Raw genomic sequence first — 21,801 nt, forward strand, 5'->3', positions numbered from 1 at the left:
TGTTTGATCTCTCGCCTCATCCACTGATCTGCTGCGCGGGTGAGCACGAGACTGGAGGCCGGGTTCGACTGGCTGTGGTCGGCCCACGCGGTGAGCACGTACGGCACCTGGCTCGCCTTCGGCGCGTTCCCGCTCCTCGCGGTCGCCGTCCTGGACGCGCCGACGCTCGCCGTCTCGCTGCTCGAGGCCGCCGGGCTCGCCGTCGCGGCGCTCGTCGCGGTGCCGCTGGGCCCGTGGGTCGAGCACCGGGCCAAGCGCCCGGTGATGGTCGCGATGGACCTGGTCCGCTTCCTCGCGGTGGCGAGCGTCCCGGTCGCGTACCCGCTGGGCCTGCTGTCCTATGCCCAACTGCTGGTGGTCTCGGTGGTGTCCGGAACCGCTGCCATCGCCTTCGGCGCCGCGTCGGGCGCCTACCTCAAGCACCTGGTCCGCGGGGACCGGCTGCTCGTCGCGAACGGCAGGCTCGAGGCCACGACGTGGGCGGCGACCGCGGCGGGCCCACCGCTCGGCGGAGCGCTGATCGGGCTGCTCGGCCCGGTCATCACGGTCGCCGCGAACGCCCTCAGCTACCTGGTGTCCGCGCTCGCGGTGCTCCGCATCCGCGGCGGCGACGTCGCCTCGCCCAGCGCCGGCCGGATGCGCGGCGTGGACCTCCTCGCCGGCTGGCGGTTCATCCGCCACGAACCCGTCCTGCGACGCCTGTTCCTCAACTCCGTCGCGGTCGGCGGGTTGATCATGGCCACGGCGCCGCTGCTGGCGGTGCTCCTGCTGGGTGAGTACGGGTTCCCGGCCTGGCAGTACGGTCTCGCGTTCGGGGTGCCCGCCCTCGGTGGCCTCCTCGGCGCCCGCCTGTCCGCGCGCCTGGTCGCCCGGTACGGGCGGCACCGGGTGCTGGTCGTCTCCGGCTGGCTGCGCTCGGTCTTCCCGCTCGGCCTCGCCTTCACCGGTCCCGGCATCCCCGGGCTCCTGACGGTGATCGTCGTGGAGAGCCTGCTGATCACCGGTATGGGCGTGTTCAACCCGATCTACGCGACCGAACGCCTGCGCCGCACGCCGCCCACGCACACCGTGCGGGTGCTCAGCGCCTGGACCGTCAGCGCCAGGCTCACCCAGGCGGCGCTTACGGTGGTCTGGGGTGTCCTCGCGACGCTCACCAGCCCTCTCGCCGCGATCACGCTCTCCGGCGTCCTTCTGCTCGCCACCCCGCTCCTGCTGCCTCAGGAGGTCGGCAGCGAGGATTCGTCGGCCGGCTGAGGGGCGTAGAGGAGATCGCTCAGGCCGCCGCGGGCGTCGGCCAGCAGGATGGACTCGGCGGCCGCCGGGTCACCGGCGCGGAGGGCGCGGACGAGCGCGCGGTGGCTGGCGTAGCGGTCCAGCCCGAACGTGGGGTCACGGGCGATCCGCTCCAGCCGTAGGGCCCGCCGCTCGGCCTGGGAGAACACCCGGACCTGGTCCAGCAGGCGGGACAGCACCGGGTTGCCGGCGCACGCCTCGAGCGTGTCGTTGAACCGCTGCATCGTGTCCATCAGCTGGGTGAGGTGCCGCTGCGGGATCTCACCGGCCTGCTTGCGCTGGACGATGAGGATCAGCAGGTCGTCGGCCTCGTCGAGGATCGCGTCGAGGCCGTCGAGCTGGTCGGGTGTGGCGTGGCGGGCGGCGAAGCGGGCGACCATGCCGCGCAGGCCGATCTCCACCTCGGTCAGGTCCTGCAGCGCGGTGTCGCCGATGGCCGACACTGCCACGGTCCGGGGGCCCTTGCGCACCAGCAGGCCGTCCTGCTCGAGGCGGCGGATGGCCTCGCGCACCGGTGTCGGGCTGACCGAGAGCTGGGTGGCCAGACCGCGCTCGGTGACCTTCTCCCCGGCGCGCAGCGTCCCGGTGACGATCGCGTCGCGGATGGCCCGGTAGGCGCGGTCGGCGAGCGTGTCGCTCCTGAGCGTCGAGAGCGGGTCGTCGGCCACCGTCACAGGATACCGGAGCCATGGCGAGCGATTTATGCTTCTCTTGACAGTTTTGCTATAGCGTAACTACGGTCTCGCTCATGCGCCCCACTGCGACGACGCAGAGCGCCGGCACCGGACGGCGGATCACCTTCCTGGTCGCCCTCGCGGTGTTCGCCCAGGAGGTGACCTGGAACTTCTACGACGCCCAGGTGCCGCCGCTGCTCACGGCGCAGCTGGGCAGCGCGGCCGTGGTCGGCCTGCTGATGGGTATGGACAACATCCTGGGGGTGTTCGTCCAGCCCTGGATCGGCAGCCGATCGGACAACACCCGGACCTCCTGGGGCAGGCGGATGCCCTACCTCATGGTCGGGATGCCGCTCGCCGCGGGGATCTTCCTGCTGATCCCGTTCGCCGCCGCGTCGTTGCCGCTGCTCGTCGCGGTCATGTTCGGCTACGCGCTGGTCGTGAACTCGTTCCGGCCGGTCGCCGAAGCCCTGGTGCCCGACTTCGTCCGACCGGAGCGGCGCAGCCGCGCCAACGCCGTGGTCAAGATCGCCTCGGCGCTGACGATCGTGGTCGCCGCGGTGCTCAGCCTGCTGGTGGTCGACGATCATCCCACCGGCGCGTTCTTCATCCCCTCGGCGATGATGCTGGCGGCGGTGCTGGTGTTGGGCTGCACCGTCCGGGACAGCAGGTCTCCGGGGTACCAGGCCGCGCTGGCCGAGGACGCGGACCCGAGCTCCGCCGGCAGCGGGCGGATCCGGGCTCGCGACGCCATGCGCGACATCCTCCGCGACAGCGACCGCAGCCGGCTGCTGGTCATCCTCGCGATCGCGGCGTTCGGCGGCGCCTGGGCCGCCTCCCGCTCGCTGGTCACCCCCTACGGGATGAACGCGCTCGACCTGTCCCGCGGTGAGGCCGGGGGGCTGACCCTGGTCAGCGGGATCGCCTACATCCTCCTCGCCTACCCCCTCGCCATGCTCGCCGAACGCGTCGGACGGCTGAAGGTGATCCTGGCCGGGATGGGCGTGTTCTGCGCGGCCCTGGTCGCCGGGACGGTGCTGCAGACCCAGCTCGGCACGATCGTCGCGTTGTCGGTCGCCGCCGTCGGCGCGGGCGGGTTCATCATCAACGCGGCGGTAGTGCTGTGGAACCTCGCCCCGTCCGCCCGTGTCCTGGGCACCTACGCCGGTCTCTACAACGTCAGCTGGGCGATGGGCGGCTTCCTCGGCCCGACGGTCGTCGGCGCGATGGTCGACGTGACCGGCTGGCGGCTGATGCTGGTCGACGTCGCGCTGGTCACGCTGCTCGCGATCGCCATCGTCAGCCGCATCCTCGTCCTCCAGGGGCGCCGTGCCGCACCGACCACGGAAGGGAATTCATGAGCAACCAGCCCCTCGAGGCGGTCCGGGTTCTGGCGCCGACCGGGATGCTCGGCGCCGGCTTCAGCGAGGCCACCGTCGAGCGCGGGCTCGCCCTCGGCGCCGACGTGATCAGCGTCGACGGCGGCTCGACCGACTCCGGCCCGTACTACCTCGGCTCGGCCACCGCCAAGACGACGGCCGCGGCCGTGGCCAGGGACCTCCGCATCCTGTTGACCGCCGCGGCCAGGGCCGACATCCCGCTGGTCGTCGGGTCCTGCGGCACCGCCGGGACCGACGCGGGCGTCGACTGGGTCGCCGGCATCGTCGCGGACCTCCAGGCGGAGGAGAACCTCTCCCTGCCGGTGGCGCGGATCTACAGCGAGCAGGACCCGGCCGAGCTCAAGGAGCACCTGCGGGCGGGCCGGGTCCACCCGCTGGCCCCCTCCGGCCAGCTGGGCGCCGAGGTGATCGAGAGCTGTCAGCACATCGTCGGGATGATGGGCCACGAGCCCATCGTCGAGGCGCTGGCCGCGGGTGCCCGGGTCGTGCTCTGCGGGCGCGCCACCGACACGGCCGTGGCCGCGGCCTACCCGCTGATGCGGGGCATGCCGGCCGGCCCGTCCTGGCACGCCGCCAAGATCGTCGAGTGCGGTGGGCAGTGCACCACGAACCCGGTCGCCGGCGGGGTGCTGGCCACCGTCGACACGACGGGTTTCACGATCGAGCCGCTCGCCCCCGAGGCGGCCTGTACGCCGATCTCGGTCGCGGCGCACATGCTCTACGAAACCGTCGACCCGTACCTGATGCGCGAGCCCGCCGGCACCATCGACGTCCGGGACGCCACCTACGTCGCGCTCGACGACCGCCGGGTCCGGGTCGAGGGCTCGCGGTTCCACCCCGCCGACCAGCACACGATCAAGCTGGAGGGCGCGCGGGCCGCCGGCTACGAGACGATGTCGTTCTCGGCCATCCGCGACCCCGGCATCCTGGCCGAGCTCGACGCCTGGGCCGAGTTCCTCCGCGCGATGATCATCGAGCGGGTCCGGCAGACGCTCGGTCTCGGGTCCGACGAGTACGCCTTCGACCTCCGCCTGTACGGCCACAACGCGGTGCTGGGTGAGCTCGAGCCGGGCGGCCCCCCGCCCCGCGAGGTCGGCGTCATGCTGCTGGTGAACGCGTCTACCCAGACCACCGCCACCGCCGTGGCCAAGGTCGCGAACCCGCTCATGCTGCACCTGCCCACCCCCGGGCTGCCCTACCTCCCCAGCTTCGCCTTCGCCACCTCGCCGGCCGAGGTCGAGCGCGGCCCCGCCTACGAGTTCGTGCTCAACCACGTCGTCGACAGCGACCCGACGGCGATGTTCCGGACCGAACACGGAGACCACGCCCATGCCTGACCGCGCCACGCCCTCGATCGGCGACCTCGCCGCCGAGGTCCGGTCGAAGAACGCGGGCCCGTTCTGGGTCACGATGGAGCTGTTCATGCGGGACGCCGCGGGCTACCGGATCGTCGCCGACCCCGCCTTCCTCAACGAGACAGTCGTCGCCGACCTGTACCGGGTCGCCGCGGACGACGTCCGCATGTTCCGCATCCCCTCGCTCAACGTCGTCAAGATCTCCTTCCCCCGGCCGGTGCCGCAGGGCTCCCTCCACGACCGCGACATGCACGCGGGCCAGCACCACGTGCCGCTCGCGCTCCTCCCCGTTCCCGAGGGGACGAGCTAGGTGGCCGAGAGCGAGATCGACCACGCCCGGCTCGCGGCGTGGGACACCCCGGCCCTGAGCAATGCGCTCCGCCGCACGCCGGCCGGCGCCGACGGGCAGCGATACACCGACGGGTCGGTCCACCGCCTCGCCGGCGGCACGCTGGTCGGCACCGCGGTCACCGCGGCGATGCGGGCGCGAGAGCCGGGCGAGGACTCGGTGCCGGTCGCGGACCTGCACCGGGCGGTCCTGGCCGTCCCGGGGCCGGTCGTCGTGGTGGTCCAGGACCTGGACGAGGTGCCCGGCGCCGGCGCCTTTCTCGGCGAGGTCAACGGGACGCTGCTCTCGGCGCTCGGGATCTCCGGTTTCCTCACCAACGGCCGGGTGCGGGACGAGGCGGACCTGCGCGGGATGGGGTTCGCCGTGCACGCCGCCGGCCTGTGCGTGGCCCGTGCCCACATGCGACTGACGGCGGTCGGGGTGCCCGTCCGGGTGGCCGGCCTCGACGTCGCCCCCGGCGACCTCCTGCACGGCGACCAGCACGGCGTCCTGCGGATCCCCGTCGAGCTGGCGGCCGGGCTTCCCGACCTGGCCGCCGAGATCCGCGAGGAGGAGCAGGCGATCGTGACCTGGGCCCGGTCCGACGAGTTCTCCCCGGAAGGGCTGCTGGCGTTGCGTCGGGTCCGGCACTGAACTGGGGCACGGCCTAGGCGAGCACCGCGGCGATCTCCCGCTCCAGCTCGCCGCTCGCGCCGCTCTCGTCGACGGTGAGGAACCTGAGGTCCCGCCCGGGAAAGCGCTCCGCGGCCCGCCGCGCGACCGCGTCCCGCAGGGCGGGCGAGGCCACGCCGGAGGCGCCTTCCACGAACACGAGTGTCCTCGGCGACCCGGGCAGGAGCAGGTCGATCGTGCGCATCACGTGCCGCTCGTCGAAGCTCGGGGAGATGTCGAAGAACACCGCGCCGGTGAGGTCCGCGGCGCCCTCGTCGCGCACCACCGCGTCGACCTCCAGCCCGGCCACCGGCACGCCGCGGTCGACGACCTTTCCGTTCGGCACCACGGCTTCCAGGGCGCGCAGGACCTTGGACTCCAGCAGGACGGCGTTGACCCGAGTGGACAGTTCGAGCTGCCGCCCGGGGGCCGGTTTCGACGTCACCCGGTGGTCGAACTCGTAGCGGACGGCCTCGGCCACCACCTCCCGCGTGGCGATCGGGACGGCCTCGTCGGCGAGGACGTTCTTCACGGCCTGCTCGACCGGGCCGACCACCTCGTAGGACATCCCCTCCTTGCCGATCCGGTCCGGTACGCGGCCGGTGAGGCTCATCAGCAGTGCCAACCCACCCAGGAACAGCAGCGCCGTGGCACCCACCTCGTTGTCGGTGACGAACACGGCCAGGCCACCGGCCACCCCCAGCGCGGCGCCGCCGACCGCGGCGGTCCACCGCTGCCAGGGACGCAACAGAACGGGACGACGTGGTTCTGCCATCGGGCTGACCGTCACGCGGCGATCGTAGTGGCCAGGAAAGCCCTGTCCTAGTCAGGGTTTGCGGGCTACCGCGGCGGCGATGCACTGCTGCACGGCGTTGAGCGGGCGCAGTCGCGGGCCCTCCGGCCACCAGAGGTCGCTCAGCTCCCAGTCGGCCGGCTTGCCGGGCCCGGGCGGGATGATCTCCAGTCCGGGCAGGAACTCCGAGAGCTCGGCCCGGGTGCGGAACCGGCCCGACGCCATCGGCCCGGTCAGGAACGACTCCTCCAGACCCCGCGCCAACGGGGTGAGCTCGGGCGTCTCCGGGTCGAAGAAGTGCGACACCGCCACGTAGCTCCCCGACGGCAGCGCCTCGACGTACTGCCTCATCAGCTCGCCGCCGTCGCTGCCGAGGTAGTGGTGCAGCGTGCCCACCTGGAGCAGGGCGACCGGCTCGGTGAGGTCGAGGTGCTTGTACACGACCTCGTGGCCGAGCACCTCGTCCGGCCGGAAGATGTTCGCGGAGATGAAGTGGGTGAGCTCGTTCTCGGTGAGCAGGGCCTGGCCGTGCGCGAACACGACGGGGTCGCTGTTGACGTACACGACCACGGTGTCCGGAGCGACGCGCTGGGCCACCTGATGGGTGTTCTCGGTGGTCGGCAACCCGGCCCCGCAGTCGACGACCTGGCGGATCCCGCACCGGTCCACGAGGAACCGCACGACCCGGAGAAGGAACTTCCGGTTGGAGACGGCGAGGTCGGCCACCTCCGGGGCGACCCGCCGAGCCTGCGCGAGGACCTCGCGGTCGATCTCGTAGTTGTCCTTGCCCCCGAGCGCGGCGTCGTTCACCCGCGCGATGTTGGCCCGCCGCTGGACCCCTGGAGGCCCGAGGCGCGACCCGTTTCCGGGGACTTCGGACATCAGCACCTCGTTGTGTCGACACGGCGGACCGCACCAACACTACTGACCCCGAGTAACGGGGTGTGCACGCGGGCGTGGCCCGCGTGAGTCACCCGCGCAGGCTCCGCCCGGCGCACAACGCGCACCCAGCGGACACGACCCCCAGTACCGTCGCCAGCAAGAGCGGCCACAGCCGGTTTGTGTTCACCGCCAGCAGCACGTTCAGCACCGCCGCGGTGAAGTACAACACTGCCAGGGTAAGCCAGCCGGTCGCCGGATGCAGCAGGACGCTGCGCGCGGTCCGGTGCGGTCGGCGTCGAAGCATCGATCGCACCTCCACTCCGTTACCCCAGGAATGTCGCCGCACGCCCGATTCGAGTTACCGCACTCGGGATATCGATCAGATCACCCGGCTGGTCACACCATTTCGGGTGAGGTAAACCACATCAGGCTCACCTCGCGGTACGGAAACCGGCAACGCCTCCACGGCACCGAACCGGGTTTCGAGCCGCTTCGCGAACGGCTCGCTCGCACCGGCGCTCCACACTGCGAGCACCCCGCCCGGCGCCAGCGCGCCGGCCAGCATGTCGAGCCCGGCGTCGCCGTAGAGCGTCGCGTTGCCGTCCGTGACCGTCCAGTCAGGACCATTGTCGATGTCGAGGCAGAGTCCGGCGAACCGCTGGCCGGACCTGGGCAGCCACTCCAGCAGGTCCGCCGCCACACAACGCACGCGCGGGTCCGCGAGCGCGTTCCCGTGCCGCTCACGCAGCGGCCCGCGGTTCCACTCGATCACGGTCGGTTCCCGCTCGACGACCACCACCTCGCCGACGCGCGGGTGGTCCAGCGCGGCCCGCAGCGAGAACCCGACACCCAGCCCACCCACCAGCAGCCGCCCCCCGGCCGGCATGCGCTCCGCCGCCGCGTCCACCATCAGGCGCTCGGACTCGCCGTTGCGGGTGTCCATCAGGAACACCCCGTTGGCGATGATCTCGAAATCCGCGCCGACGCGCCGCAGCACCAACTCGCCGCACACGCCGTTCACCCGATCCAGGACAACTGGGGCTTGTTCGACTTCTTGGCTCATCACAGTCAGCCTAGGGAGAGTTACCCTTGGCTCACGGAGGTGGTCCTCAGATGCACGCGCAGGTAGGCGACCGACTCCACGTCCACGGTCGCAACGTAGGTATCCCCGACCAGCGGGGGAAGATCGTCGAGGTTCGGGGGCAGGACGGGACACCGCCCTACCTGGTCCGCTTCCCGGACGGCCGGGAGACCCTCGTGTTCCCCGGTCCCGACTGCGTCGTCGAGCACGAGGCGGACGGGAACGTCACCGAACCCGGGTGACGAACTCGGCGACCAGGCGGGACGCGTCGGGCTCGGGCGGCACCGGGTCGGCCTCCGAGCGCGAGCGACGCCCGCCCGGCCAGGCATGCCCGCCGCCGGCCACCGTGTGCAACACGACCTCGCTGCCCTCGGCGCATCCCGCGTAGGTCGCCGTGGTCACCGCGCCCTCGGTGCGTTCGGTGGCCGGCCGCCGGCACCCGTCGTGGTCGACCCAGAAGCCCACCGAGTCCGCCACCGAGGCGTTCACCCAGCTCTCGTTGCCCGGCGCGGGCTGGGCCGGCGGCCCGCCGTCGTAGGGCACCAGCTCGTCCGCGGTGCCGTGCACGGCCAGGACGGACACCGGACGCGTCGGGCGGCAGGGCGTCACGTTCAGCGCGCCCGCCACCGGGGCGATCCCGGTGATGCGGTCGGAGAGCTCGCAGGCCAGCCGGTAGGACATCATCGCGCCGTTGGACATGCCGGTGACGAAGACCCGCTCCGGATCGGCCAGCTGGTCGGCCAGCACCTCGTCGAGCAGCGCGGAGAGGAACGCGACGTCGTCGATCCCCTGGCGCTGGGCGTAGCCGCAGCAGGCGCCGGCGTTCCAGGTCAGCAGCGAGGTGCGGCCGGAGCCGTTCGGGTAGACGACGAGGAAGCCCGCCTCGTCGGCCAGGTCGGACAAGCCGGTCTGGCCGGCGACCTGCCGGGCGTTCCCACCCCCGCCGTGCAGCACGAGCAGCACCGGCAGCCGACCCTCGGCTCCGGGCGGGACGTGCAGCAGGTAGCCGCGTTCCCGACCGTCGACGGTCAGCATGTGCTCATCGGCGGCGGCCTGCCTCGGGGCGGGCGCCCCCGAGCACCCGGCCGCGAGCAGGGCGGTGACCAGGACGGCGACGAGATTGCGCATGATCACTGGGTACCACTCGGGCGGCAGCGCCGGTGCGTCCTTACCCGATCCGAACACGACCCGAACGTGTCCGGACACGACGGAGCCTTCCGGGCGTCCAGGCCCGGAAGGCTCCCTCGTACCGGGGGGGGTTCGGTGCTCAGACCTTGGTCAGCTCGTCGATCAGCCCGTCCACGTCGAAGTGCGAGGACTCCTCACCGAGGGCGACGATGCGGGTCGTCGCGGCGAGGAAGCCGGAGACGCGGTCGTGGTCCAGCTCGAGCCGGGCGTAGCCCTCGGGGGACTCGATCTCCAGCACCAGCAGGTACAGCTCGTCGTCGGCCTCCGGCTGCAACCGGACGTCGCCGACACCCGCCGGGCCGCTCAGCCCCTCGACGAGCAGGTCGCGGGAGAACACCCACTCGACCCAGCGGTCGCGATCGGTCTGGAACGCGGCGGTGACGGTGTACGGCTGGTCGGCGCGGTAGGACCAGCGCGAACGAACCGGGGTCGTGCCTTCGTACAGCGACACGATCTCGGCGTGGATTACTTCGGTAGTCATCTGGCCCTCCTCCTTCGATCCGCTGGTGCGGGTCGGTCGAGGATGAGATCGACGATGACGGGCCGACGTAACGTGAAGTAAGTCCACGTTCATGCTATCTGGTGCTATCCGACCCAAAACGCTAATGCGCGACCTGGGAATCAGATGAGCCCGAGGCTCCGGACCGCGTCCCGCTCCTCCACGAGCTCGGCCACCGAGGCGTCGATCCGCTCCCGGGAGAACTCGTCGATGTCCAGACCCTGGACGATCTCCCACCGCCCGTCGGCGCACCGGACCGGGAACGAGGAGATGATGCCCTCGGGCACGCCGTAGGAGCCGTCGGAGGCCACGGCCATCGAGGTCCACTCGGTGCCGTGCACCCAGTCGTGGACGTGGTCGACCGCCGCGTTGGCCGCCGAGGCCGCCGAGGAGGCGCCCCTGGACTCGATGATGGCCGCGCCGCGCTTGGCCACCGTGGGGATGAAGGTGTCGCGCAGCCACGCGTCGTCGCCGACCGCCTCGGCGGCGGAGCGACCGCCGACCTGGGCGTGGAACAGGTCGGGGTACTGGGTCGCGGAGTGGTTACCCCAGATGGTCATCTGGGAGATCTCGGTCACCGAGACGCCGAGCTTGGCGGCGAGCTGGGACAGGGCCCGGTTGTGGTCGAGCCGGGTCATGGCGGTGAAGCGGTCGGCGGGGACGTCGGGGGCGTGCGAGCGGGCGATCAGCGCGTTGGTGTTGGCCGGGTTGCCCACCACGAGCACCTTGACGTCCTCGGCGGCGCCGGCGTTGATGGCCTCACCCTGGGGCTTGAAGATGCCGCCGTTGGCCTCGAGCAGGTCGCCGCGCTCCATGCCCTTGGTGCGGGGCCGGGCGCCGACGAGCAGGGCGACGTTGACGCCGTCGAAGGCACGCTTGGCGTCGTCGGTGATGTCGATGCCGGCGAGCAGCGGGAAGGCGCAGTCGTCGAGCTCCATGGCGGTGCCCTCGGCGGCCTTGAGGGCCGGGGGGATCTCCAGCAGGGAGAGGCGGACAGGTGTGTCCGGCCCGAGCAGCTGCCCGGAGGCGATGCGGAACAGCAGTGCGTAACCGATCTGGCCGGCGGCACCGGTGACGGTGACCTTGACGGCAGCCTTGCTTGCCACGGGGAAGATCCTCCCGACTGAGAAGAGAAAACCGGTGCCTGGAGGCTAGCAACCGTTCGCGCGCGATGCCCTGCCACTGTGGGTTTGCCGACGTGGCAACGTGCGCAACCATCGGGTGGAGTTGCTCGCGGGGCCTTCCCGCGAGCGCTTGCGCCGGAATCATGTCCGCATGATGACGACGCTCAACGAGTCAACGGTTCGGATCGAGGTCCTGGGCGAGGAGCTGCGTCGGCTGCGCGAGGCGGCGGGGATGACGCTGAACCAGGTGGTGGACCGGATCGGGATCAGCCAGGGACACCTGTCGAAGATCGAGATGGGTCGACGGCCGGGGAAGATCGAGGACGTGGCGTCGCTGCTGACGCTGTACCGGGTGCGGGGTGAGGAGCGGCTGGAGCTGCTCGCGCTGGCCAAGAAGTCGGGACAGCCAGGCCTGTGGCAGCGCCAGGGGACCTTCGAGGACCGCCTCGCGACGCTGAAGGTTCTCGAGTCCCGCGCCACTGCTCTGGCGAGCTTCGAAGCATTGGTGGTCCCCGGCATCCTGCAGACGATGCCCTACGCCCAGGCACTTTGCCAGGAGGTCAATTTGCTCTCGCCTCCAGAAATGGCGAAGAAACGATCGATAGGACGCATTCATCGCCAGCGCGCCCTTCGCCGGGTCAACGGTCCGACTGTCATCGCGATCGTGGCGGAGACCGCTCTACGAAGCATGATCGGTGGGCGAGAGGTGATGCGCGAGCAACTTCGCTACCTCGTCGAGGCTGCTGAACGTTCGAACATCTCGTTGCGCGTGATCCCTACCGCCGTGGGCGGCCACCCTGGTCTTGACGGGCCGTTCCTGCGGCTGCAATTCTCCGATAGGCCGGGGGTGTCTTCATCGAAGGGCGAACGTCGAGTCTCTTCCTTGAAGATCCGACCGAGGTTGCCGTCTATGACCGCGTGCTCGTGGAGTTGCTCAGCGTAGCCATGACCGAGGAGAACTCTGTAAGGTTGGTAGCCGAGATGGCTATAGCCTTGGAGTGACGGTGAGTTATCCAGCGTGGAAAAAGAGCAGCTACTCAACACAAGAAAATTGCGTGGAGATTGCGTGTACCCGAACCGGGTTTCTCGTGCGGGACTCGAAAGTGCCGAACGGGCCCGTGCTCACATTAGCTCAGTCGCCGAGTGGGCCGCCCTCGATCGTCAGGGCGACCGAGATCATGCATAGGCCGAAGGCCGTGTAGGTCAGCACGTCCACTCCCCGACCCCTGATCATGATCAGCCCCGCCTGCTCGTCCCGCAGCAGCGCCCGCAGGCCGGCCGCGAGGATGAGCGCCGCGCCGATCAGCACCGTCCCCTGCCGCCAGTGATACAGGATGATCCGCACTAACCCCAGCGCCACCACCGCCAGGACCAGGGCGAACGGCATGTGAGCAAGAACGGGGTGGCGGCGGCGGTGCGGCGTCGTCATGCCAGCAAGCTCCGTTCGGCGGCGGCGACCGTGTTCGTCAGCAGCATCGCGACCGTCATCGGGCCGACGCCGCCCGGCATCGGCGCGAGGTAGCCGGCGACCTCCCGCACGTCCGGGTGGACGTCGCCGACCAGGCCCTGGTCGGTGCGCGTGATGCCCACGTCGAGGACGGCGGCGCCGGGCTTGACCATGTCCGGCGTGATCAGCGCGGGGTTGCCGGCCGCCGCCACCACGATGTCGGCCCGGCGGACCTCGGCGGCGAGGTCCTTCGTCCCGGTGTGGCAGAGGGTGACCGTCGCGTTCTCGCTGCGCCGGGTGAGCAGCAGGCCCAGCGGACGGCCCACCGTCACCCCGCGCCCGACGACCGTGGCGCTCGCCCCCGCGACCGGCACGTCATACCGCTTGAGCAGCTCGATGATCCCGGTCGGCGTGCACGGCAGCGGCCCGGTCTCGCCGAGCACCAGCTTGCCGAGGTTGGTCGGGTGCAGGCCGTCGGAGTCCTTGGCCGGGTCGACCCGCTCCAGCGCAGCCCCGGCGTCGAGGTGTCCGGGCAGCGGGAGCTGGATCAGGTAGCCGGTGCAGTCCGGGTCGGCGTTCAGCTCGTCGATGACCTCGTGCAGCCGCGCCTGGTCGATGTCGGCCGGCAGGTCGCGCCGGATCGACCGGATGCCGACCTTCTCGCAGGCCCGGTGCTTGCCCCGGACGTAGGAGTGCGACCCCGGGTCGTCGCCGACGAGCACTGTCCCCAGGCCGGGCACCACCCCCTGCGCGGCCAGCGCCTCCACGCGCTTGCGCAGGTCGGTGAAGATGGCGTCGCGGGTGGCCTTGCCGTCCAGGATCGTCGCGGTCACGGGGGCCATCATCTCATCGGCGGATCGCGGCGATACCCACCGCCACCATGGTCAGCGCGGTCCCCACCGCCCCGGCGACGGTCAGCCCCCCGGTGGTCGGAACGACCAGGTCGAGCAGTACGGCGCCGAGCAGCTGGCCGGCCACCGAGCTGAGCCCGAGCAGCAGCACCCCGGTGAACCGCACCGCGCTGACCGCGGTGAGCACGGTGACGATCCCGAGCGGTCCGCCCACGTAGAGCCACCAGTCGCCCGGCAGCGCCGCCGGCAGACCTCTGACCAGCGCGTCCACCGCGGCCGCGAGCAGCAGGACGATCGTGCCGACCGAGAAGTTGACCAGGGTGGGCACCACCACGTGATCCGCCGCCACCCGCACCAGGCCGTTCACCGCGAGCTGCCAGGCCAGACCGAGCCCGGCGACCGCCGGCAGCAGGGCCCACCACAACCCGCCCGCGTCCTCGATCGCTCCGTGGTCGGACACCGCGATGACCACCGCCACCACCGCGAGGAGCGCCCCGACCGCGCGGGGCGGGGTGACCGGCTGCGGACCGCCCGGACCGACGCCCTGCCGGTCCACCACCAGGCTCGCGACGACCTGTCCGGCCACCACTGCCACGGTGAACACGGCGACGCCGAGAATTGACACGGTGAGGCCCTGGGTTGTCACCAGGAAAGCTCCGCATGCGCCGCCGAGGCACTGCCAGACGCGCAGTCGACCACCACGTACGCTGGATCGGAGTCGACGCAGACCGGCACGGGCGGACGGGGTCGAGGAGACGGCCGCGACCAGCAGAATCGTACCGGTCCCGAAGGAGATGAGAGCGGCGAACACGCCGTCGTGGATGAGATGTCCGAGTTGGCCGTTGATTCGGCCCTGAACGGCGAGCGCCACCCCGCCGAGCGCGGCGAGGGCGGCACCCGCCACCCGTACATGTGCGGGCGGATGTGGTGAGGAGATCACTGTCGACATCCTCACCCACGGCGCTTGCTGAGCCGCTGTCGGACCGACAAGGGAAGATGTGAGCGTGGCACCACCGACCCAGCTAACCCCGACTGAGCAGGATGCCCTGGTCAAGCAGATCGGGCTGGCCATGCTGCGGGTCGCGCCCGACAACTGGGAGCAGCTGACCGTCGACTACCGGGCGGTCGGACGCTACTCGGAGGCGACCGGCCGGGTCGTCTACGCCGACGGCGGTAGCGAGGCGTGGACGATGCCGCCCGACCTGCAGGGGCTGTTCGCGCGCCTGCGTGGGGGGATGTACCGGGACGGGCGGGGCACCTGGTTCAACGCCAGGTACCGCCTCGATCACCCGTCCAGTTATAACCTCGAGTACGACCGGGAGGAGCCGGCGTGGGAGAAGCCGCCCCCGCCGCAGGCCTACCCGGACGACATGCGGCTGTTCCCGCGCACCGAGGACAACGTCCCCGAGTGGCTGCGCCGCAGGCTGGCCGCCGCTCCCGCGCCGCGGTTCCGCGTCGCCCGCATCTTCGACGGCCCCGGTGACGGCGGCCGCCCCTCGGTCAACCGCCCGCCGCTGTCCCCTGCCGACGCCGCCGACGTGCTCGCCTACCTGGACAACGCCCCGCTGGTGGGCCCCGTCCGCGGCTACGACGTCGACCGCCTCGACCCGGAGGGCCGGCCGGCGGTGCCGGTGGCGTTCCACACCGACGGCACCTGGATCTGGCCGGCGGCGGTGAACTACTACCTGCGTGAGCACGAGGTCCCGCCGGAGCCGGAGTTGGTCGACCACATCGCGAGGTCCCACTTCCAGGTTCCGCCGGTCGACGAGCCCACCCGCGCCGCCGCGGCCGCGTTCCTCGGCGGCGGCGCCCCACCGCCCCCTCGCGTGCCTCCGGCCCCGGCGACCAGGGCGATGCCCGTCCCCCCGACGGCCGCGATGCCCGTTCCCCCGCCGCCGGGCCAGCCCGCTCCGCCACCCGCCGCCCTACCGTCGAGCGGCCCGCCCGGTCGGATCGTGGAGACCCTGCGGGCACGCCTGAACGACCTGGGCATCCCGCCGACGGCGTACCGCATCGGCCCGCCCGCGGGCCGGGCCTGGACGATGGACCAGACCGAGGACGGCTGGCGCGTGGGTTGGTTCGACCGTGAGTTCGTCGCGCCCGCGATGTTCGAGGACGTGGCCGACGCCTCGGCGTTCCTGCTGGGCAAGCTGCTGCTCGACGCCGACCGCTGGCAGGCGGCAGGGATGCCCGTTGCGCCCGCCCCGGTCCCGCCGGCGCCGGCGAACCCCGCGGACTTCGCCCTGGCGAGTGATCCCGCGGAGGCGTTCGTGCCCCCGGGCCAGCGCTCGCCGGGACTGGAGGAGACCCAGTTCACCCCGGGCCTGGCGGAGACCCCCGAGCCGGACCCGATGCCCACCTACCAGCTGACCGCGCCGAACGGTGGCGCGCGGATCGACTCCCCGGTGGCCCCGGCGGCGTTCAACGGCAGGCCGGAGCGCGAGGCGGGCTTCCCGCGCCGGGGTGGCAGTCGCCCCGACTCCCCGTTCCCGGACGAGGGCTTCGAGCCCCGAAACGGCCGCCCGGCCGACTCCCGTCCGGAGGTGGAGCTGGGCCACCCGGCCCCCGACGCCGGCTTCCCCCGCCGCGAGAGCGCCTCCGCCGAAGGCGGCTTCGCCCGCCCAGGCGGCGGCCCCGACACGGCCTTCGCCGGGCCCGGCGAGGGCGGCTTCGCCCGCCCCGACGCCCCAGCCGACCCCGGCTTCGCCCGCCACGACGGCTCCGACGCCGCGTACGGCACCCCAGGCGAAGGCCGCGACGGCGAGTTCCGCCGCCCCGGTGGCCCCAGCACGGCGTTCGGCGGCCCCGACGTCGGCTACGGCCGCACCGACGGCTCCGACACCCCGTTCGGCGGCCCGAGCGAAGGCCGCGACGGCGGGTTCCGCCGCCCCGGCGGCGGACCCGACTCGCCACCGGCCCGCCGCGGGGAGGCCCCCGGCGCCGGTTACGGCCGCCCCGACTCCCCCTTCGGCCGCCCCGGCGGCAGCTCCGACGACGGCGCCCACCCCAGCTTCGCCCCCCACGGCGACGCCCCCGACCCGGCCTTCGGCCGCCCGGGCGAGGGAGAGTTCCGCCGGCCCGCAGGCGGCCCAGACACCGACCGCCCCGCCGCCGGCCGCCGCGCCGCCGCCCCCGAGGGCGGGTTCGAACCCCGGCACGACCGCACCAACGGCGTGCACGGCGCCCGACCGGCGTTCACCCCAGGTGACCACCCGGACCCGGGCTTCGACGGCACCAACGGCCGCCACGGCGACCAGCCCGACCCGGCCCTCGACCGTCCGGAAGGCCGCCGCGCCGCCCGGCACGAGCCCACGTTCGAGGAGGAGCCCGGCCTGGGCCGCCGCGCAGCCCGCCAGGACGCCGACGTGGCACCCGACTCATCCCCCGCGGACGCGGGCTTCGTCCCGCGGTCGGAGCGCCACCGCGCCGACTCGCCCGGGCCGTCGTTCACCCCGCCCAAGCCCGCACCGGCACCGACCCTCGTCGCCCCCGCCGCCAGGCCGCCGGCGGCCGCTCCGCCCAACCAGGAGTGGCCGATCACCCCGATGCAGGGCGAGCCCCCGCTCACCCTGTTCCGGGGCAAGCGGATGGTCGAGCTGGAGCCGGGCACCGAGTTCGACCGCTTCGGCGAGGACGACGGGAACCTGGTGTACGCGCTGGGCACGCCGTTCCAGGAGCGTTCGCTGGTGCCGGACTGGGTGGAGCGTCCGTACCACGCCTACCGGGTGCGCCAGCCCGTGCAGGTGCTGATCGGCACGGCGATCCCCTGGTTCGACCAGCCCGGCGGCGGCACCGCGTACCTGCTCCCGGACTCCGTCGGCGAGCTCCTCGCCGGCGGGCAGATCGCCGAGATCAGCGGCCGCGAACGCCCACCCGCCTGACGAGGGCCCGGCGCCCGCGCCACCCGCTCGGACGAGGTGGCGCGGATCTCGGCCCGCACTCAGGCGGTCTGGTCCGCGGAACCCACCCGCAGACCGTGCGCAGCCGCGAAGGCGATCGCCGTGTCCAGGTCGACCAGCGCACCCGCGAGCTTGCCGTGGGTCAGGCCGGTCGCGTCGAGCCGCGCTCCGCGCAGGTCGGCGCCGTCGAACCGGGCGTCTTGTAGGCGCGCACCGCGCAGGTCGGCTCCGCGGAGGTCGGTCTTGCGCAGGTCCGCTCCCATCAGGTTGGTCTCCCGCAGGCGCAGGCCGCTCAGGTCCGTGTCGCGCAGGTCGGCCTCGGTCAGGCTCGCCAGCGTCAGGTCGCTGTCGGTGATCGTCCACGGCCGGAAGCGGGCCTCGACGAACGTGCTGCCGAGGAGGCTGCACGCGGTGAACGCGCTGTCGGTCAGCGTCGCGCGGCGGAACAGGCAGTTGCGGAACGCCGTCGACGTGTGCCGCGACTCGCCGAGGTCGGCGCGGGTGAAGTCGCAGTCCTCGAACGTGCAGCCGCTGGTGACCATCCCCCGCAGGTCGGCCTCGACGAACGCGCACCCCACGAAGCGCCGATCGCTCCACCGCACGCCCGGTAGGACGGCGTCGCGGTAGTCCTCTCCGGTCTCGGTCGTCATACCCGCACCCTATGCGGCGAGCTCAGCGCCGGACGAGGTCGTGGTGGGCTCCTCCGACCGGACCACGCGCGGGAGCACGAACTCGAGCATGAGCACCCCCCAGCGTTCCCAACGCCGCGGCCCTCGCGAGCAGTGCCGACACCACGGCGTCGTCACGTCCAATGTAGACCAAACTTGTCTGTCGGTGTGCCGGAAGGACAGCGAGCGCCGCCATTCCGCGCTGGATGTGGAGACGGGGAGCGCAACCCGCTCGTCCCGGTGGGCCTGGACGAGTCGGATGCCGTATTGCAGGTGGCGTCGCCCGTGCTGGCGGATGCCCGGAAACCGGTGGCACGGCTCGGGCTGTTCGCGCACACTGGGGCTCCCGAGTGATCACGAGAGGCCGAGGATGCGGACGATCCACGTCCAGACCGAGCTTCCCACCAACGCCGAGCAGGTCTGGCGGGCCATGCGGCATCCGGTCTCGTTCACCTACGTGATCCGGGGCCTCATCGGCATACCGGCGCTGGCGGGGCGAACAGAGCCCTTCCAGCAGGACGAGGTGGTCACCGCGCGGCTCTGGCTCTTCCACGCGGTCCCGGCGTGGCGGCATCGGATCCACCTCGTCGAGGTCGACCCGCGGACCCGCACGATGCGCTCCCGGGAGCGCGGCGGGCTCATCACCACCTGGAACCACACCCTGCGGGTCGAGTCGCTCGGTGAACGGCGTTGCCGCTACAGCGACATCGTCGAGATCGGCGCCGGCCGGATCACCCCGCTGGTCGCGAACATCGCGCTGCTGCTCTACCGCTACCGCCAACGCCGCTGGCGCCGCCTCGTCCGCCACGGCCTGCTGCCTGCCGCGCCGTAGTCAGGGAACGACCACGACCGGCCGGCGGGCCTCGTTCACCAGGGTCTTCGGCACCCCGCCGCCGCGGCCGACGACGATGCAGTCGGCGCGGCGGTCCTCGGCGACGGCCTCGATGCCGTGGGCGGGGTCGCCGCGGTAGTGGACGAGCTCCCAGCGGACGCCCGAGGCGTCGAGGTAGGCGGCCGCGTCCTCGCGCAGCTCACGCACGAACTCCGAGGCGGCCTCCGCGGCCGTCGCCATGCCGATCGGCGACCAGTAGGCGGGGCCGGTGATCGGCTCAACGTAGACGAGCACGAGACGTGCTCGCTCGCGCCGGGCCAGGCCGGTGGCCCACGCGGCGGCGTTGCGGGCGCGCTCGCCACCGTCGATGCCCACCACGATGACGGCGAGCCCGTCCTTCCCGATCTCGAAGTCGGGCATGCTCGGATCTTAGGTCCTTCCACGGAGAACGCCGTCCAATCGCTGTTCAGTAGGCGTCCAGTCGGCCGGACGAGCGTGAGCCGGTCCCATCGTCGGCAGGGGAGGACTCATGTCAGCTCCACTCATCACGGACAGCCGGCGGCGCCGCACCCGGTTGCGGGTGTTGTCGGCCGCGCTCGTCGGTCTGCTGGCGCTGCTGTCGGCGCCAGCGACAGCGACAGCGTCAGGACCGGCGGACGAGGCGGACCGGCCGCCCGTGCGCAACGGTTACGACTACCTCATCTCGGTTGTCCAGCAAGATCTCGGCCTGAGCAAGGACCAGGTGGTGAGCCGGCTCGCCAGCCAGCGGCTCAGCGAGCAGCGCGGGGACGCGCTGCGGAAGCAGTTGGGGGCCGATTTCGGCGGCCTGTGGATCGACGAGGGCACCGGCACGCTCGTCGTCGGCGTCACCAGGGGTGACCGAGCCGCGCAGGTGCGCTCGGCCGGGGCGACGCCGAAGGTCGTACGACACAGCCTGGACACGCTGAACGCCATCAAGGGCGAGTTGGACCGTCTCGCGAGCGATGACGAGAACGCCGTTGCCGGCCTTGCCTCCTGGCACGTCGACCAGCCGAGCAACTCGGTGGTCGTGTCCGTCGTGTCCGGACACTCGAAGGCCGCGGTGCCGCGGTCGGTCGCCCGACACGGTGAGGCGGTTCGGGTCGAGCTGGGCGCGACGGCGCCGCGGCTCACCGCCGGCTTCCTGGACGCCGGCGACCTCATCAGGATCGGCCACACCCCCTGCTCGTCCGGGTTCAACCTCCGCAGCGGGAACCGGGGCTACCTGCTGACCGCGGGGCACTGCGCGGTGTTCGGCAACAGCAGCCAGGTCGTCGGATCCGACGGCACCTTCATCGGCCCCGTCGTCGGCAGGAACTTCCCCAACCGGGACCACGCGATCATCGCCAACGACAACCCGGGCTACTGGGTCCAGGGGCCGTGGGTGGAGGCCTACGAGGCCGACCCGAACCAGATCTTCCCGGTCACCGGCAGCCGTGCGTCGGCGCCCGGCGGTCTGATCTGCAAGTCCGGTATCGGTTCGGGGGTCACCTGCGGCCTCGTGGGGGCGACCAACGAGACGGTGAACTTCGAGGGGAACGTGGTCGGTGGCCTGACTCGGACCTCGTCCTGCGCGCAGCCGGGCGACTCCGGTTCCCCGGCGTTCAGCCCGGACGCGCTCCAGCCCGGCATCGGCGCCGAGGGCGTGACGATCGGTTCGGAGCTGTTTCTGGACGTGAACGGAAACCTGCGCTGCGGTGAGGTCTTCGGCATCCCGAACAGGTCGTGGTTCACCCCGATCAGCGAGCCGCTGACCGCCTACGGGCTCATCTTCGGCGTGTCGCTCTGGACGGTGTAGCGGTTTCAGCTTACGCCGCACTGTCCGGTCTGGACAGTGCGGCGTCGTCGCGCACCGGGCTAGGGCACGTCCTCGGGCGGCCGGACGCAGCCGGTCACGGCTCGCGGTTCTTCTCGAGGGACCAGTAGGACGCAACCTCCGGGGGGACGCCGTGAGCAAACGTGGCGTGCCAGAAATCGGCGGCGCCGGCGAAGGTGGCCTCTTCGAAGTAGGCGCGCCCCACGAAGGTGGCTTCTCGGAAGTTGCTGAGGATGCCGGTGGCAGCGAAGAACGCCGATTGGAAGTGGGGCGTGCCGGTGAACGTCGTCGCCTCGAAGACGATGTCCGTGCTGAAGGCAGTCGATTCGAAGAAGGCGTGTTCGTCGAACCTCGCCGAGCGGAAGTTGGCCATGCCGGTGAAGGTCGCCGAGGAGAAACCAGCTTTGCGGAGCGTGCAGCCTTCGAGGGTGAAGTTGATGAGGGGTGGCGCCGGTGAGGTCGAGGTCGATTTCCTCCCAGAAGGTGGTTGGGGGCGCGTACTTGTCCTCGCCGCGCTTGAGGTGGTCGGCGAGGAGGCGTTGGGCGGTGAGCCGGACCTCACGCTCCTGCACTCGTTTTCGGTGGTCGTCGAGCACGGCCTGGTCGCGGTCCTTCTGTTTGAGCGCGATCTCCGTGCCGCGCTGGCGGCGGGCGGCCAGCAACAGGGCGACGACCCCACCGGTGCCGACAACGATAGTTCCGGCGGTGCGCATGGCATCGAGCTGCACGCGGTTGGCCTCGGTGTTCCCGCCGGTGTAGGCCGTCAGTAGCCACACCGCCATCGCCACGCCGACCACCAGGATCAGTATCGACCAGGCAAGGATCGTCCAGGGTGAGAGCACGCTGTACCTCACCGGCGTCTGGCGGTCGCGTGTTGCGCTCGGGCGATGTCGCCCTTCCACCGGATCACGGCGGTCACCAGCAGGAAGGCGGCCAACCCCATCCCAGCAGCCAGCCAACCCGTGGCCCCAGCCACTGCGC

At 71.9% G+C, this 21,801-nt stretch carries 25 protein-coding genes and 1 pseudogene; 12 read left to right on the plus strand and 14 right to left on the minus strand.

Features of this window, described 5'->3' with window-relative positions; all coding sequences use genetic code 11:
* Window positions 1–39 precede the first annotated feature (39 nt).
* Window positions 40–1,254, plus strand: coding sequence for an MFS transporter (locus BU204_RS26435; RefSeq protein ID WP_075128462.1), 1,215 nt, complete (start codon window positions 40–42; stop codon window positions 1,252–1,254).
* Here BU204_RS26435 and BU204_RS26440 read toward each other — a convergent pair.
* Complete coding sequence (locus BU204_RS26440; RefSeq protein WP_075128507.1) at window positions 1,218–1,961, minus strand: GntR family transcriptional regulator; 744 nt, start codon at window positions 1,959–1,961, stop codon at window positions 1,218–1,220. The two genes, BU204_RS26435 and BU204_RS26440, sit on opposite strands and share 37 nt — an antisense overlap.
* A gap of 80 nt (window positions 1,962–2,041) precedes the next feature.
* Between BU204_RS26440 and BU204_RS26445 the strand changes: the two genes are divergently transcribed.
* Genes BU204_RS26445 through BU204_RS26460 form a run of 4 tightly spaced genes read left to right on the plus strand, consistent with a single transcriptional unit; the run spans window position 2,042 to window position 5,704 of the window.
* Window positions 2,042–3,328: an MFS transporter gene (locus BU204_RS26445; RefSeq protein ID WP_075128463.1), complete on the plus strand. Its 1,287-nt coding sequence runs from the start codon at window positions 2,042–2,044 to the stop codon at window positions 3,326–3,328.
* Window positions 3,325–4,704, plus strand: a complete 1,380-nt coding sequence (locus BU204_RS26450; RefSeq protein WP_075128464.1) for an acyclic terpene utilization AtuA family protein — start codon at window positions 3,325–3,327, stop codon at window positions 4,702–4,704. The genes BU204_RS26445 and BU204_RS26450 overlap by 4 nt, the downstream gene beginning before the upstream one ends.
* Window positions 4,697–5,032, plus strand: a complete 336-nt coding sequence (locus tag BU204_RS26455; RefSeq protein WP_075128465.1) for a DUF4387 domain-containing protein — start codon at window positions 4,697–4,699, stop codon at window positions 5,030–5,032. The genes BU204_RS26450 and BU204_RS26455 overlap by 8 nt, the downstream gene beginning before the upstream one ends.
* Entirely contained in the window at window positions 5,033–5,704 is a 672-nt protein-coding gene (locus BU204_RS26460; protein WP_075128466.1) for an RraA family protein, read from the plus strand.
* A gap of 13 nt (window positions 5,705–5,717) precedes the next feature.
* Here the strand turns inward: BU204_RS26460 and BU204_RS26465 are convergent, their stop codons facing one another.
* The 4 genes from BU204_RS26465 to BU204_RS26480 all read right to left on the minus strand — a co-directional run bounded on the left by BU204_RS26465 (window position 5,718) and on the right by BU204_RS26480 (window position 8,460).
* On the minus strand, window positions 5,718–6,497 hold the full coding sequence (locus tag BU204_RS26465; RefSeq protein WP_143229755.1) for a hypothetical protein: 780 nt from the start codon (window positions 6,495–6,497) through the stop codon (window positions 5,718–5,720).
* 51 nt (window positions 6,498–6,548) lie between these two features.
* Window positions 6,549–7,397 carry an SAM-dependent methyltransferase gene (locus BU204_RS26470; protein ID WP_075128468.1) on the minus strand — a complete coding sequence of 283 codons (849 nt, stop codon included), beginning with the start codon at window positions 7,395–7,397 and terminating at the stop codon, window positions 6,549–6,551.
* 88 nt (window positions 7,398–7,485) lie between these two features.
* Window positions 7,486–7,701 carry a hypothetical protein gene (locus BU204_RS26475; RefSeq protein WP_075128469.1) on the minus strand — a complete coding sequence of 72 codons (216 nt, stop codon included), beginning with the start codon at window positions 7,699–7,701 and terminating at the stop codon, window positions 7,486–7,488.
* Window positions 7,702–7,776: 75 nt separating this feature from the next.
* Window positions 7,777–8,460, minus strand: a complete 684-nt coding sequence (locus BU204_RS26480) for a spermine/spermidine synthase domain-containing protein (protein WP_075128470.1) — start codon at window positions 8,458–8,460, stop codon at window positions 7,777–7,779.
* 50 nt (window positions 8,461–8,510) lie between these two features.
* Between BU204_RS26480 and BU204_RS26485 the strand changes: the two genes are divergently transcribed.
* Window positions 8,511–8,720: a DUF1918 domain-containing protein gene (locus tag BU204_RS26485; protein ID WP_075128471.1), complete on the plus strand. Its 210-nt coding sequence runs from the start codon at window positions 8,511–8,513 to the stop codon at window positions 8,718–8,720.
* Here BU204_RS26485 and BU204_RS26490 read toward each other — a convergent pair.
* The 3 genes from BU204_RS26490 to BU204_RS26500 form a co-directional block, all read right to left on the minus strand.
* Entirely contained in the window at window positions 8,704–9,606 is a 903-nt protein-coding gene (locus tag BU204_RS26490) for an extracellular catalytic domain type 1 short-chain-length polyhydroxyalkanoate depolymerase (protein ID WP_075128508.1), read from the minus strand. The two genes, BU204_RS26485 and BU204_RS26490, sit on opposite strands and share 17 nt — an antisense overlap.
* Window positions 9,607–9,745: 139 nt before the next feature.
* Window positions 9,746–10,147, minus strand: a complete 402-nt coding sequence (locus tag BU204_RS26495) for an SsgA family sporulation/cell division regulator (RefSeq protein ID WP_075128472.1) — start codon at window positions 10,145–10,147, stop codon at window positions 9,746–9,748.
* 140 nt (window positions 10,148–10,287) lie between these two features.
* Window positions 10,288–11,271, minus strand: a complete 984-nt coding sequence (locus BU204_RS26500) for a malate dehydrogenase (RefSeq protein ID WP_075128473.1) — start codon at window positions 11,269–11,271, stop codon at window positions 10,288–10,290.
* A gap of 172 nt (window positions 11,272–11,443) precedes the next feature.
* Here BU204_RS26500 and BU204_RS26505 point away from each other — a divergent pair.
* Window positions 11,444–12,291: pseudogene (locus tag BU204_RS26505) on the plus strand (helix-turn-helix domain-containing protein).
* Between the two features lie 53 nt (window positions 12,292–12,344).
* On the plus strand, window positions 12,345–12,491 hold the full coding sequence (locus BU204_RS26510; RefSeq protein ID WP_332888592.1) for a DUF397 domain-containing protein: 147 nt from the start codon (window positions 12,345–12,347) through the stop codon (window positions 12,489–12,491).
* Here the strand turns inward: BU204_RS26510 and BU204_RS26515 are convergent.
* From BU204_RS26515 to BU204_RS26525, 3 genes are read right to left on the minus strand one after another with little or no spacing between them, the layout of a single operon-like run.
* Window positions 12,422–12,718, minus strand: coding sequence for a DUF3017 domain-containing protein (locus BU204_RS26515; RefSeq protein ID WP_075128475.1), 297 nt, complete (start codon window positions 12,716–12,718; stop codon window positions 12,422–12,424). The two genes, BU204_RS26510 and BU204_RS26515, sit on opposite strands and share 70 nt — an antisense overlap.
* A complete protein-coding gene (locus BU204_RS26520) occupies window positions 12,715–13,569 on the minus strand; it encodes a bifunctional methylenetetrahydrofolate dehydrogenase/methenyltetrahydrofolate cyclohydrolase (RefSeq protein ID WP_198943006.1) in 855 nt (284 codons plus the stop codon). The genes BU204_RS26515 and BU204_RS26520 overlap by 4 nt, the downstream gene beginning before the upstream one ends.
* 13 nt (window positions 13,570–13,582) lie before the next feature.
* The gene (locus BU204_RS26525; protein ID WP_233160642.1) at window positions 13,583–14,458 is read right to left on the minus strand and encodes a DMT family transporter; all 876 of its coding nucleotides are present in this window, start codon (window positions 14,456–14,458) and stop codon (window positions 13,583–13,585) included.
* A gap of 133 nt (window positions 14,459–14,591) precedes the next feature.
* Here BU204_RS26525 and BU204_RS41500 point away from each other — a divergent pair, with 133 nt between their 5' ends.
* Window positions 14,592–17,468 (plus strand): glycohydrolase toxin TNT-related protein, encoded by a 2,877-nt coding sequence (locus BU204_RS41500; RefSeq protein WP_233160632.1) that lies wholly within the window; start codon window positions 14,592–14,594, stop codon window positions 17,466–17,468.
* Between the two features lie 59 nt (window positions 17,469–17,527).
* Here the strand turns inward: BU204_RS41500 and BU204_RS26535 are convergent, their stop codons facing one another.
* Window positions 17,528–18,136, minus strand: a complete 609-nt coding sequence (locus BU204_RS26535) for a pentapeptide repeat-containing protein (protein ID WP_075128478.1) — start codon at window positions 18,134–18,136, stop codon at window positions 17,528–17,530.
* A 388-nt stretch (window positions 18,137–18,524) separates the two neighbouring features.
* Between BU204_RS26535 and BU204_RS26540 the strand changes: the two genes are divergently transcribed.
* The gene (locus BU204_RS26540; protein WP_075128479.1) at window positions 18,525–18,986 is read left to right on the plus strand and encodes a hypothetical protein; all 462 of its coding nucleotides are present in this window, start codon (window positions 18,525–18,527) and stop codon (window positions 18,984–18,986) included.
* Here BU204_RS26540 and BU204_RS26545 read toward each other — a convergent pair whose 3' ends face one another.
* Complete coding sequence (locus BU204_RS26545; RefSeq protein ID WP_083661659.1) at window positions 18,987–19,406, minus strand: universal stress protein; 420 nt, start codon at window positions 19,404–19,406, stop codon at window positions 18,987–18,989. It lies immediately after the preceding gene.
* A 109-nt stretch (window positions 19,407–19,515) separates the two neighbouring features.
* Between BU204_RS26545 and BU204_RS26550 the strand changes: the two genes are divergently transcribed.
* Window positions 19,516–20,802, plus strand: coding sequence for a S1 family peptidase (locus BU204_RS26550; RefSeq protein WP_075128480.1), 1,287 nt, complete (start codon window positions 19,516–19,518; stop codon window positions 20,800–20,802).
* A 94-nt stretch (window positions 20,803–20,896) separates the two neighbouring features.
* Here the strand turns inward: BU204_RS26550 and BU204_RS40255 are convergent, their stop codons facing one another.
* Window positions 20,897–21,193: a pentapeptide repeat-containing protein gene (locus tag BU204_RS40255; protein WP_075128481.1), complete on the minus strand. Its 297-nt coding sequence runs from the start codon at window positions 21,191–21,193 to the stop codon at window positions 20,897–20,899.
* Between BU204_RS40255 and BU204_RS40260 the strand changes: the two genes are divergently transcribed.
* A complete protein-coding gene (locus BU204_RS40260; protein ID WP_075128482.1) occupies window positions 21,192–21,590 on the plus strand; it encodes a hypothetical protein in 399 nt (132 codons plus the stop codon). The two genes, BU204_RS40255 and BU204_RS40260, sit on opposite strands and share 2 nt — an antisense overlap.
* Window positions 21,591–21,801: the final 211 nt, after the last annotated feature.

It is taken from the genome of Actinophytocola xanthii (assembly GCF_001921205.1).
GTDB classification, from domain to species: domain Bacteria; phylum Actinomycetota; class Actinomycetes; order Mycobacteriales; family Pseudonocardiaceae; genus Actinophytocola; species Actinophytocola xanthii.

Excerpts from the sequence above, each read along its gene's own strand:
- BU204_RS26445 (WP_075128463.1), top strand. The coding sequence starts at position 2,042 with ATGCGCCCCACTGCGACGACGCAGAGCGCCGGCACCGGACGGCGGATC.
- BU204_RS26450 (WP_075128464.1), top strand. The coding sequence starts at position 3,325 with ATGAGCAACCAGCCCCTCGAGGCGGTCCGGGTTCTGGCGCCGACCGGG.
- BU204_RS26455 (WP_075128465.1), top strand. The coding sequence starts at position 4,697 with ATGCCTGACCGCGCCACGCCCTCGATCGGCGACCTCGCCGCCGAGGTC.
- BU204_RS26465 (WP_143229755.1), bottom strand. The coding sequence starts at position 6,497 with ATGGCAGAACCACGTCGTCCCGTTCTGTTGCGTCCCTGGCAGCGGTGG.
- BU204_RS26470 (WP_075128468.1), bottom strand. The coding sequence starts at position 7,397 with ATGTCCGAAGTCCCCGGAAACGGGTCGCGCCTCGGGCCTCCAGGGGTC.
- BU204_RS26475 (WP_075128469.1), bottom strand. The coding sequence starts at position 7,701 with ATGCTTCGACGCCGACCGCACCGGACCGCGCGCAGCGTCCTGCTGCAT.
- BU204_RS26480 (WP_075128470.1), bottom strand. The coding sequence starts at position 8,460 with ATGAGCCAAGAAGTCGAACAAGCCCCAGTTGTCCTGGATCGGGTGAAC.
- BU204_RS26485 (WP_075128471.1), top strand. The coding sequence starts at position 8,511 with ATGCACGCGCAGGTAGGCGACCGACTCCACGTCCACGGTCGCAACGTA.
- BU204_RS26490 (WP_075128508.1), bottom strand. The coding sequence starts at position 9,606 with ATGCGCAATCTCGTCGCCGTCCTGGTCACCGCCCTGCTCGCGGCCGGG.
- BU204_RS26495 (WP_075128472.1), bottom strand. The coding sequence starts at position 10,147 with ATGACTACCGAAGTAATCCACGCCGAGATCGTGTCGCTGTACGAAGGC.
- BU204_RS26515 (WP_075128475.1), bottom strand. The coding sequence starts at position 12,718 with ATGACGACGCCGCACCGCCGCCGCCACCCCGTTCTTGCTCACATGCCG.
- BU204_RS26535 (WP_075128478.1), bottom strand. The coding sequence starts at position 18,136 with ATGACGACCGAGACCGGAGAGGACTACCGCGACGCCGTCCTACCGGGC.
- BU204_RS26540 (WP_075128479.1), top strand. The coding sequence starts at position 18,525 with ATGCGGACGATCCACGTCCAGACCGAGCTTCCCACCAACGCCGAGCAG.
- BU204_RS26545 (WP_083661659.1), bottom strand. The coding sequence starts at position 19,406 with ATGCCCGACTTCGAGATCGGGAAGGACGGGCTCGCCGTCATCGTGGTG.
- BU204_RS26550 (WP_075128480.1), top strand. The coding sequence starts at position 19,516 with ATGTCAGCTCCACTCATCACGGACAGCCGGCGGCGCCGCACCCGGTTG.
- BU204_RS40260 (WP_075128482.1), top strand. The coding sequence starts at position 21,192 with ATGCCGGTGAAGGTCGCCGAGGAGAAACCAGCTTTGCGGAGCGTGCAG.
- BU204_RS40255 (WP_075128481.1), bottom strand. The coding sequence starts at position 21,193 with ATGGCCAACTTCCGCTCGGCGAGGTTCGACGAACACGCCTTCTTCGAA.